Raw genomic sequence first — 9,788 nt, 5'->3', positions numbered from 1 at the left:
TCCTGCCTCAAACCGGTGAGCGCGGCGCAGATTCCTGCGCGATCGGCGGCACACGGCGCTTGGCCTCACGATAGAACGTATAGAGGCCGGAAGCGATGACGATCGCAGCGCCCACGAGCATCCAACTGTCCGGCACTTCGGCAAAGAAGAAAAAGCCGAGCAGCGAGGAAAAGATCAGGCTTGTATAGCGAAACGGCGCGACGAAGGAAATTTCGCCGGTGCGCATGGCGAGGATGACCGACTGGTAGCCGACGAGCACAAGCACCGAGGCAAGCAGGAGATGACCGAGCGACGTGGCGCTGACCGGCTGCCAGCCGCCGAGCACCGGGATGAGCAAAGCGCCGAAAAAGGAGATGGAGATGGCGGTGATGACGGTGATCATCAGCGAGGGAATCTCCGGATCGATCGAGCGGGTGGCGAGATCGCGGCCGGCCGTCGTCAGCACCGCGGTGACGCAGAGCAGGGCGGCGGCGGTGAACCCTTCCGGCCCGGGGCGAATGATGATCATCACGCCGACCAGGCCGACGAGGATCGCCGACCAGCGCCGCCATCCGACCGGCTCGTTGAAGAACAGCGCAGCGCCGAAGGTGACGACCAGCGGCAGCGACTGCAGGATCGCCGAGGCATTGGCGATCGGCATCATGCCGAGCGCGGTGATATAGGTGACGGCGGAAAACATCTCGCAGACGATGCGGAGGAAGATGATCGGCTTCAGCACCACGCGCCAGGAGCGCAGAGCGCCCATTTTCCAGGCGATCAGATAAACGAGCAGGCTGGTGAAGAGGCCGCGCAGGCACATGATTTCGCCGGCGTTCATGTAGGCGATCACCGATTTGGAGAGAGCGTCGCTCGCGGAAAACCCGGCCATCGCCATGCTCATATAGATGGCGCCCTCAGTATTGCGTGACCGTGGCATGAAGAGATTCCCTTACCTGTGCGTCCCTTCTTAGTCGGGAAGATACATGAAGGGAATCGGATGAATGTCACACCCGGGATAAATCGATGATGCAGCGCACAATGGTCCTGACGCAGCGGCAGGTTCGGATGTGGCAGATCCGGCAAGGTGGCGTTTTGCAACGCGAATTTCGATATTTCCGATGCGGGATCGAGGCTTTTGTCCCCCCGCTGCTGGGGGCTGATCGCTGGCCGAAAACATCGACTGTCGGCGGTATTCGTTTCCCCGCGCGGGAAACGGGTGGCTGCAGCGCCCTATGTTTGAGATTCCGGATGCCTCGATAACTGAGGAGAAACGGACATGACACTTCTGAACGACAAGGTCGCGATCATCACCGGCGCAAGCTCCGGCATCGGCCGCGCTGCGGCGAAACTTTTTGCACGGGAGGGCGCCAGGCTCGTGGTCACCGGAAGGCGACAAGAGGCGCTCGACGCCGTCGTCGCCGAAATCGAGGCGGAGGGCGGGCAGGCCGTCGCAATATCGGGCGACGTCCGGGACGAGGGGTTGCAGGCAAGGCTTTGTGAAACGGCTGTCTCACGCTTTGGCGGGCTCGACATCGGCTTCAACAATGCCGGCATTCTCGGCGAGATGGGGCCGGTGGCGGAGATGTCGCCGGAGGGCTGGCGTGAGACGATCGAGACCAATCTCACCGCTGCCTTCCTCGGCGCCAAACACCAGTCGGCAGCGATGAGAAAAGGCGGCGGGTCGCTGGTCTTCACCTCCACCTTCGTCGGCCACACCGCCGGCATGCCGGGCATGGCCGCCTATGCGGCGAGCAAGGCGGGGCTGATCGGTTTCGTACAGGTGCTCGCCGCCGAACTCGGGCGGCAGAATATCCGCGTCAACGCCCTGCTGCCCGGCGGCACCGACACGCCGGCCAGCATCACCAATGCGCCGGATGCGACGGCAGAGGTGCTCGCCTTCGTCGAGGGGCTGCATGCGCTGAAGCGCATGGCCCAGCCGGAGGAAATCGCCAATGCGGCGCTGTTCCTGGCGTCGGACATGGCGAGCTTCGTGACCGGGACGGCGATGCTTGCGGATGGCGGGGTTTCGATCAGCCGGACCTAGAGTGGTTGAGGGGGCATTTTTGCCCAGGCAATGAAAGATGTGCCGTGTGGCCCCCTCATCTGCCTGCCGGCATCGACCGGGGTCGAGCCACGGGTCTCGACCCGTCCTTCGGACCCCCGCTGGGGAGAAGCGGAATCGCGGCGGCGCCTCGCTCCATTTGAGACGTTGCGATAAGTGTGGCGACCGTGCGTCTTGCTCGCCCTTCGCCCCAGCGGGGAGAAGATGCCCGTAAGGCAGATGAGGGGGGTGAGGAGCGGCAGCGACGAACGCCTTGAGCGGCAAGCGAAAGGCAAATGACGTCCAATTTCAGTGCCACCCCAAGCCCGCCTACGACATAATCAACCCGCCATCGACATTGATCGTCTGGCCGGTGATGTAGGCGGCGTCGTCGCTGGCGAGGAAGGTGACCAGGCCGGCGACGTCTTCGCCGGAGCCGGCGCGTTTCATCGGGATGCCTTCGACCCATTCCTTCATCAACTCGCCGGGGGCGTAGTTGCCCAGCAGTTTGCCCCAGGCCTGGTCGTTATAGGCCCACATGTCGGTTTCGATGATGCCGGGGCAGAAGGCGTTGACGGTGATCTTCTCGATCGCGACTTCCTTGGCAAGGCTCTGGGTGATGCCGACCACGCCCATTTTTGAGGCGGCATAATGCGGCGTGAAAATGAAGCCGTCGCGGGCCTGGCCGGAGGCAGTGTTGATGATGCGGCCGCCGCGCTTGTGCTTGCGCATGCGCGATATCGCCTCCTGGGCGCAGAGGAAAACGCCCTTGGTGTTAACAGCCATGACCTTGTCCCATTCGTTCTCGGTCAAGTCCTCGACCCGGGCAATGGTGATGACGCCGGCATTCTGGATCGAGACGTCGACAGCGCCGAATTCCGTCTCGGCAGCATCATAGAGGGCGATGACACTCGCCTTGTCGGTGACGTCGCCGATGAAAGAGATCGCCTTGCCGCCTTCGGCCCGGATTTGTTCGGCAACGGCGTGGACCAGGTCCTCGTTCGCGGAGACGACGAGGTTGGCGCCTTCTTTCGCAAACCGCTTGGCGATCGCCGCCCCGATACCGCGGCTAGCCCCGGTAATGACGACAGTCTTTTGCTCAAAGCGTTTCATGCTCTTTCCTTCCGGTATCCATCGATAAACAGCAAATCCGGGCGACACCTGCCCTGCGATCATTATTCGAGCTCAGGCGACAGATTGTCCGATCGGCGTGAAGGGCGGGCAGACGACGATATCGCACGCCGTCTGGCCCGTTGCTCCCTTCAGCCTCGATCTCAGCCAGGGAGGAAGCGAGACCGTTCATTTCGACTTGCCGGCGGTGAACGCCGCATCGGCTCACCAGCAGCAGAAACCACCGTCGACGAGAAGATCGACGCCGGTCACGAAGCTTGCTGCATTCGACAGCAGGAACACGGCCGGACCGACCATCTCGTCGACATCAGCCATGCGCTGCATCGGCGTCTGCTCTTCGAAGAGCTTGGTCTGGTGGACCATCTCCGGACGGGTGTTCATGGGCGTCGCCGTGTATCCAGGGGAAATGGTGTTGACGCGAATGCCGCGGCCGACCCATTCCATGGCCAACGACTTCGACATATGGATGACGCCCGCCTTGGAGGCGTTGTAATGCGCCTGGTTCAGCCCCCGGTTGACGATCACGCCCGACATGGAAGCAATGTTGACGATGGAGCCGCGTCCGTTCTTAAGCATGGCGCGAGCCTCGGCCTGGCAGGAAAGGAAGATGCCTTTCAGGTTGATATCCATCAACGTCTGATATTGGTCCTCCTCCATCTCCTCCGCCGGGTTCGCGTTCGCGATGCCTGCAGCGTTGACGGCAAGCGTCAAGGCGCCGAGATCGGCTTCGGTGCGTGCGACCGCATCGCCAAGCGAAGATTTGTTCGTAACGTCAGCCGCGATCTGGATCGAGCGGCGGCCGGCGGCGCTGATATGTTCGGCCGTCCTGGCCAATCCGTCGTCGGTTCGACGGTCGAGCAGGGCCACGTCGGCGCCGCATTGGGCAAGGCCGATGGCAATGCGCTGCCCGATGCCGCTTCCGGCCCCGGTGACGATGGCAACCTGGCCGCTGAGATCGAAAAGCTTTGGGGCGTTCAGAGTGATGTCGGACACCGCTCTTCCTTTCTCTTTCTGTTTTCTTTCACGCAATTCCTGGCGCAAAACCGCTGCACACTTTTGCTGGAATTGCTTTAGATGGTAGCTAGCTCCATGACCGAGACGTCATTTGCCTGGTCACGATCGAGGATTCCCGCCTGCTTGCCTTGGGCAAGCACGAGAATGCGGTTGGAGACTCCGAGAACTTCCTCGAGGTCCGAGCTTACGACGATGACCGCCACGCCCTGTTTGGCAAGATTGACGATGATGTCGTAGATGCCTGCGCGAGCGCCGACATCGATGCCTCTCGTCGGTTCGTCGAGCACGACGACCTTGGGATCACGCATGAGCCACTTTGCGATCACGACCTTCTGCTGGTTGCCGCCAGAAAGGTCGGAAGCATACTGCTCGGCACGGCCCTTGACGCCGAACTTGGCAACTGCCTTTTGCGCAAACGAGCGCTTGACGCTCGGAGTAATCCAACCGCCGCCCAGTTTGTCGAGATTAGCGTAGATAATGTTCTCGCTGATCCGGTGCCCGACGACCAGGCCCTGTTCCTTGCGGTCTTCCGGAACCATCACAATGCCCTTGGCGATCGCGTCCGCCGGATCGCGCAGCCTCAGTTCCTCGCCTTCCAGCGTGATCGAACCGGCACTGATCGGATCGGCGCCCGAAATCGCGCGCACCAGTTCGGTGCGGCCGGCGCCGACCAAACCGGCGATCCCGAGAATTTCTCCGGCCCGCACCTCGAAGGTTACGTCCCGGAACGAATTGTCCGGCGAACTCAGCCCGGACACCTGGAGGACTGGGCGGTCTGTCGGAACGGGCAGGGTGGGGAACAAGCGGTCGAGCGGGCGTCCAACCATGCTCTCGACAATCGTTCGCACCGGGGTCGCGCTGTCCGAGAATTCCTGCACCCGTTCCCCGTCGCGAAGAACGACGATCCGGTTGGTTATCTGTTTGATCTCTTCCATGCGGTGGGAAATGTAGACGATGCCCACGCCCTCCGAGCGGAGCTTGCGAACCTGTTCGAAGAGAGCTTCGGTCTCCGCGCCGCCAAGCGCGGCTGTCGGCTCATCGAGGATCAGGAGCTTTGCGTTGAGAGCCAGCGCCTTGGCGATTTCGATGAGCTGCTGATTTGCTGTGGAAAGGCCGGCGACCGTTCGCGTTGCCGGGATATGAAGGTTCAAGCGCGCGAGCTGGTCCTGGGCCCGACGAACCATCTGGGCACGGTCGACGACACCGTTCTTCATCGGCCAGCGTCCGATGAAGACGTTTTCCGCGATCGATAGCTGCGGCAGAAGCTGAAGCTCCTGATGGATCAGGACAACGCCCTTGTCTATGGCTTCCCTTGGGGTGGCCGGGGCATAAGGCTGCCCCAGCCATGTCATTGATCCTTCGGAGGGCGTGCGTGACCCGGCAATGATGCCCGACAGCGTCGACTTGCCCGCTCCGTTTTCACCGAGAAGTGCAACCACTTCGCCCGGATAAACGTCCAAGCTGACATCCTTCAGCACCTGGAGCGGCCCATACCACTTGGATATGCCCCTCAGGGAAAGAACTGGATCAGTCATCGCACACCTCCTCAAGATCTCGACGTCATCACGGATGGTTGGCGATGAAGCCTGCGACGTTTTCCTTGGTTGTCAGCGTGGCATCCAGGAGCTGGACCGGGGGCACCTTTTCTCCGGCGACAAGCTTGGCGGCATTTTCAACCGCGTCACGGCCCATTTTCTGCGTCTGCTGCGTCGCAGTGACGTTGAAGACACCCTTGCTGAGGGCTTCAAGCGCCGCGGTGTCGCCATCGAAGCCGCCAACGACGATCTTCTGCGACGGATTGGCGACCTTGATCGCCTGCGCGGCGCCAAGTGCGAGACCGTCGGCCTGTGCGAAGACGATCGAAACGTCCGGGTTTGCCTGCAGCATGTTCTGCATGATCTGGAAGCCTTCGTCCTGGCTCCAGATGTTGGAGAACTGCTCGGCGACAACCTTCACATCAGGATATGCCTTCAGGGATTCAGCGCAGCCCTTCGAGCGATCGACTTCCGGCGTCGTGCCCTTCTGGCCGTGGATGATCACCATCTTACCCTTGCCGCCGGCTTCCTTGAGGATGTAGTCGCATACCGCCTTGGCAGAGGCGACGGAATCGGTCGCAAGGAATGTATCGCCCGGTGCTCCCTCGGCGTTGCGGTCGACGTTTACGACCGGGATGCCGGCGCTCTTCGCGAGCTTGACCGGAACGGTCGCAGCGGCCGCACCGGCCGGAATGTAGATCAGCGCGTCGATTTTCTGGGTCAGAAGATCCTGGATCTGGTTGACCTGGGTCGGCCCGTCGCCCTTTGCGTCGACCGTGACAACTTCGATGCCGCGCTTCTTGGCTTCGGCTTCGACCGATTGCTTGATCTGGTTGAAGAAGTTTGCCTGAAGGTTGGCAACGGCCAAGCCGAGCTTCTTCAGTTCGGCTGCGTGTACGGGGCCGAGCGTGAGGCCGAGCAGTGCAGCAGAAGCGAGCATGGTGCGCGCAATTTTCATTGTATTTCCTCCGTTGTTTGATGGAACCCTCGGGTATGTCCTCCCCCTCGGGGTATTGATCCGCCCCAAACCCTTGGAGCGGAATTTTCGGGTCCGCCAACGCGGCGGACCCCGCTCGTCAGGCGCGACGCCTGCGAATGGTTTCCGCGCCGACCGCGAGCACGATGACGATGCCGATGATCACCTGCTGAAGGAACGGCGAGACGTTGAGAAGGTTGAGACCGTTGCGAAGCACACCGATGATAAGAACGCCGATCAGCGTTCCCCCGATGCCGCCGGCGCCGCCGGAGAGCGACGTGCCGCCGATGACGACCGCAGCAATGGTGTCCAGTTCATAGCCCAGACCGCTTGATGGTTGGACTGAATCCAGCCTTGCTGCGAGTACGATGCCTGCGAGGCCGGCAAGGACTGAACTTACGACGTAGACGCCAATCGTCACGAGCGGGACGTTGATACCGGCGAGGCGCGCGACTTCCGGATTTCCTCCGACCGCATAAAGCATGCGACCTTCGGAGCGGAAGTGCAGGAAAAGCCATGCCGCAAGAACCACCGCAAGCATGAGAAACACGGTGGCGGTCAACACGCCGAAATGGCGGTCGATTGCCAGCATCATGAACCAGTCGGGGAATCCGACGATCTGCTGGCCGTCCGTGATCATATTGGCGACGCCGCGAGCGGCGGACATCATCGCAAGAGTGGCAATAAAGGCCGGGACCCTGAACTGTGTCACCAGAAGTCCGACGATCAGGCCCGAAACTCCCGATGCGACCAGAGCAAAAGCGATCGCGACCGGCAGCGGCAGGCCGGCGACATTGGCGGTCCAGCCCATGACCATCATCGCCAGGGCAAGCGCCGAGCCGACCGAGAGATCGATGCCGCCGATCAGGATGACGAAGGTCATTCCAACCGCCATGATGCCGAGAACGGTGATCTGATCGAGGATGTTGAGGCCGTTTCGAACCGAAAGAAACGTGTCGGTGCTCAAGCTCAGAAAGACGCACAGCGCGAGCAGTCCGACGAGCGGGCCGGTTGCTCCCTTGAGCTTGCTCAGCCAGGCTCCGGACGAAAGCCTGTGTTCATTGATGTCGAGCGCCACCATTGCTCCTCCCTATGCCTAGGCTTGTATCCGATATTTGTGCAGGCTCGAATAATTATTCACGCCTGTTGGAAAATTCATTAACAAGTTGCTTTCTGGCTGTCAACAAGATTTGCTCAGGGCGTTCGCTGTTGTTGGATCGTATAAGGGGCTTGACTAATCGGCTTCTTGTGCAAAAATATTGATAAGTGAATATTTATGCACACGCGAGGAACCCATGGATACGATAGAACTCGAGCGCATCGCCCGCGAGATCCGATTGCGCGATCTGCAGGCGGTCTTTGAAGCGGGCGCCGGCCATATTGGCGGGGAGATGTCGGTCATCGACATTTTGGCGGCGCTCTATTTTCGTGTCCTGAATGTCTGGCCGGATCAGCCTGGACATCCCGACCGCGACAGGTTCGTCCTTTCAAAGGGACATACGGCGTGTGCTCTCTATGTGACGCTGGCAAAACGCGGCTTCATTCCGGAGGAGGAGGTCTCCACCTTTCTGCAGCCGCATTCGAGGCTGAACGGGCATCCGAATTGCAACAAGGTTCCCGGCGTCGAAACGAATACCGGTCCGCTGGGCCACGGTCTTCCGGTGGCAGTCGGAATGGCGAAAGCCGCCAAGCTCTCAGGCGCGAAATATCATACCTACGTCGTCACCGGCGACGGTGAGATGCAGGAGGGTTCGAACTGGGAAGCGATCATGGCGGCCGCTCAGTTCAAACTCGACAACTTGACCCTGGTCATCGATCACAACAGGTTCCAGCAGGGTGCGGCGCTCGCCGAAACCAATGATCTCGCTCCGCTTCGTCCGAAGCTCGAGGCCTTCGATTGGGAGGTCACCGAGATCAACGGGAACACGATGAGCGAAGTCGTTCCGGCTCTCGAACACCGGGGATCAAGACCTCATTGCATCGTCGCCCATACCAACAAGGGCCACGGAATATCGTTCATGCAAGACCGGGTCGACTGGCACCACAAGGTGCCGAACAAGGAACAGTACGAAATTGCATTGGCAGAATTGTCGGAGGCACTCTAAATGAACGCGTCAGTAAACCCACCCAAGCTCTATGATTGCCGCGACGCATTCGCCTCTACGCTTGAACGGTTGGCAGCCGAAAACGACACGATCGTTGCCGTTTGCAACGACTCCGTCGGCTCCTCCAAGCTCGGCGGCTTCAAGGCGAAGTTCGGAGAGCGCCTCGTCAATGTCGGCATAGCCGAGCAGAACATGGTTGGCGTTGCAGCAGGCCTTGCCAACGGCGGACGCCTTCCATTCGTATGCGCCGCTGCTCCGTTTCTGACGGGCCGGTCGCTGGAGCAGATCAAGGCCGATATTTCCTACTCGAATGCCAACGTCAAGCTGGTGGGCATTTCTTCCGGAATGGCATATGGCGAACTCGGTCCGACGCATCACTCGATCGAAGACTTCGCCTGGACGCGGGTGCTGCCCAACCTTCCGGTCATTGCACCATGTGACCGCATTGAAACCGCCGCTGCCGTTGCGTGGGCCGCGACCTATAACGGGCCTTGTTTCCTGCGTCTGTCTCGCGTTGGCGTGCCCGACCTGCTTCCGGAGGGGCACAGGTTCGAACTCGGGAAGGCAAATCTCCTTCGCCAGGGTTCCGACGTCACCCTTATTGCCAACGGCACTTTGACTCATCGAATTCTGAAGGCTGCCGAAATCCTCGCGGACCGCGGCATCAATGCCAGGGTTCTGAACCTTGCGACGGTTCGTCCAATCGACGAGGAGGCTATCATCGCCGCGGCTAGGGAAACCGGAGCGATCGTCACAGCCGAAGAGCATTCGATCTTTGGCGGGCTCGGTTCCGCAGTCGCCGAAGTGGTGGTCGACAATGCTCCAGTCCCGATGAAGCGTCTCGGCGTTCCCGGCGTCTATGCCCCCACAGGTTCGGCAGAGTTCCTGCTCGACGAGTTCGGGATGGCGCCGTCGGCAATCGCCGACGCTGCACAGGCGCTGATCAAGCGCAAGTAACTGGGGATCGCGTGAAGCGGCCGGGGCGCATTTGTCGCCCGGCAGCCACC

9 protein-coding genes are annotated in these 9,788 nt (G+C 60.9%); 3 read left to right on the top strand and 6 right to left on the bottom strand.

Annotation, left to right across the window (positions count from 1 at the left end; genetic code table 11):
- Positions 1–7: 7 nt before the first annotated feature.
- Positions 8–916, bottom strand: a complete 909-nt coding sequence (locus FHX14_RS11555) for a DMT family transporter (protein ID WP_184377187.1) — start codon at positions 914–916, stop codon at positions 8–10.
- Between the two features lie 339 nt (positions 917–1,255).
- Here FHX14_RS11555 and FHX14_RS11550 point away from each other — a divergent pair, with 339 nt between their 5' ends.
- Positions 1,256–2,023, top strand: a complete 768-nt coding sequence (locus tag FHX14_RS11550; protein WP_184377186.1) for an SDR family oxidoreductase — start codon at positions 1,256–1,258, stop codon at positions 2,021–2,023.
- 327 nt (positions 2,024–2,350) lie between these two features.
- Here the strand turns inward: FHX14_RS11550 and FHX14_RS11545 are convergent, their stop codons facing one another.
- From FHX14_RS11545 to FHX14_RS11525, 5 genes are all read right to left on the bottom strand, one after another.
- Positions 2,351–3,133, bottom strand: coding sequence for a glucose 1-dehydrogenase (locus tag FHX14_RS11545; protein ID WP_003594161.1), 783 nt, complete (start codon positions 3,131–3,133; stop codon positions 2,351–2,353).
- 222 nt (positions 3,134–3,355) lie between these two features.
- Positions 3,356–4,144 carry an SDR family oxidoreductase gene (locus FHX14_RS11540; RefSeq protein WP_003594163.1) on the bottom strand — a complete coding sequence of 263 codons (789 nt, stop codon included), beginning with the start codon at positions 4,142–4,144 and terminating at the stop codon, positions 3,356–3,358.
- 77 nt (positions 4,145–4,221) lie between these two features.
- Positions 4,222–5,700, bottom strand: coding sequence for a sugar ABC transporter ATP-binding protein (locus tag FHX14_RS11535; RefSeq protein ID WP_184377185.1), 1,479 nt, complete (start codon positions 5,698–5,700; stop codon positions 4,222–4,224).
- A gap of 28 nt (positions 5,701–5,728) precedes the next feature.
- Positions 5,729–6,658 (bottom strand): sugar ABC transporter substrate-binding protein, encoded by a 930-nt coding sequence (locus FHX14_RS11530; protein WP_003586088.1) that lies wholly within the window; start codon positions 6,656–6,658, stop codon positions 5,729–5,731.
- A 118-nt stretch (positions 6,659–6,776) separates the two neighbouring features.
- The gene (locus FHX14_RS11525) at positions 6,777–7,757 is read right to left on the bottom strand and encodes an ABC transporter permease (RefSeq protein WP_012557890.1); all 981 of its coding nucleotides are present in this window, start codon (positions 7,755–7,757) and stop codon (positions 6,777–6,779) included.
- Between the two features lie 214 nt (positions 7,758–7,971).
- Here FHX14_RS11525 and FHX14_RS11520 point away from each other — a divergent pair, with 214 nt between their 5' ends.
- Positions 7,972–8,781, top strand: coding sequence for a transketolase (locus FHX14_RS11520; protein ID WP_012557889.1), 810 nt, complete (start codon positions 7,972–7,974; stop codon positions 8,779–8,781).
- Positions 8,782–9,738: a transketolase family protein gene (locus tag FHX14_RS11515; protein ID WP_184377184.1), complete on the top strand. Its 957-nt coding sequence runs from the start codon at positions 8,782–8,784 to the stop codon at positions 9,736–9,738.
- The last annotated feature ends 50 nt before the right edge of the window (positions 9,739–9,788 follow it).

It is taken from the genome of Rhizobium sp. BK619 (assembly GCF_014195245.1).
Taxonomy (GTDB): domain Bacteria; phylum Pseudomonadota; class Alphaproteobacteria; order Rhizobiales; family Rhizobiaceae; genus Rhizobium; species Rhizobium acidisoli.
Note: the sequence above shows the minus strand (reverse complement) of the source record. Positions and strands in the feature narration are given on the sequence as shown.

Bases quoted from the DNA above. Each gene is read 5' to 3' on its own strand.
- FHX14_RS11515 (WP_184377184.1), top strand. From the start codon at position 8,782: ATGAACGCGTCAGTAAACCCACCCAAGCTCTATGATTGCCGCGACGCA.
- FHX14_RS11535 (WP_184377185.1), bottom strand. From the start codon at position 5,700: ATGACTGATCCAGTTCTTTCCCTGAGGGGCATATCCAAGTGGTATGGG.
- FHX14_RS11545 (WP_003594161.1), bottom strand. From the start codon at position 3,133: ATGAAACGCTTTGAGCAAAAGACTGTCGTCATTACCGGGGCTAGCCGC.
- FHX14_RS11520 (WP_012557889.1), top strand. From the start codon at position 7,972: ATGGATACGATAGAACTCGAGCGCATCGCCCGCGAGATCCGATTGCGC.
- FHX14_RS11525 (WP_012557890.1), bottom strand. From the start codon at position 7,757: ATGGTGGCGCTCGACATCAATGAACACAGGCTTTCGTCCGGAGCCTGG.
- FHX14_RS11555 (WP_184377187.1), bottom strand. From the start codon at position 916: ATGCCACGGTCACGCAATACTGAGGGCGCCATCTATATGAGCATGGCG.
- FHX14_RS11550 (WP_184377186.1), top strand. From the start codon at position 1,256: ATGACACTTCTGAACGACAAGGTCGCGATCATCACCGGCGCAAGCTCC.
- FHX14_RS11530 (WP_003586088.1), bottom strand. From the start codon at position 6,658: ATGAAAATTGCGCGCACCATGCTCGCTTCTGCTGCACTGCTCGGCCTC.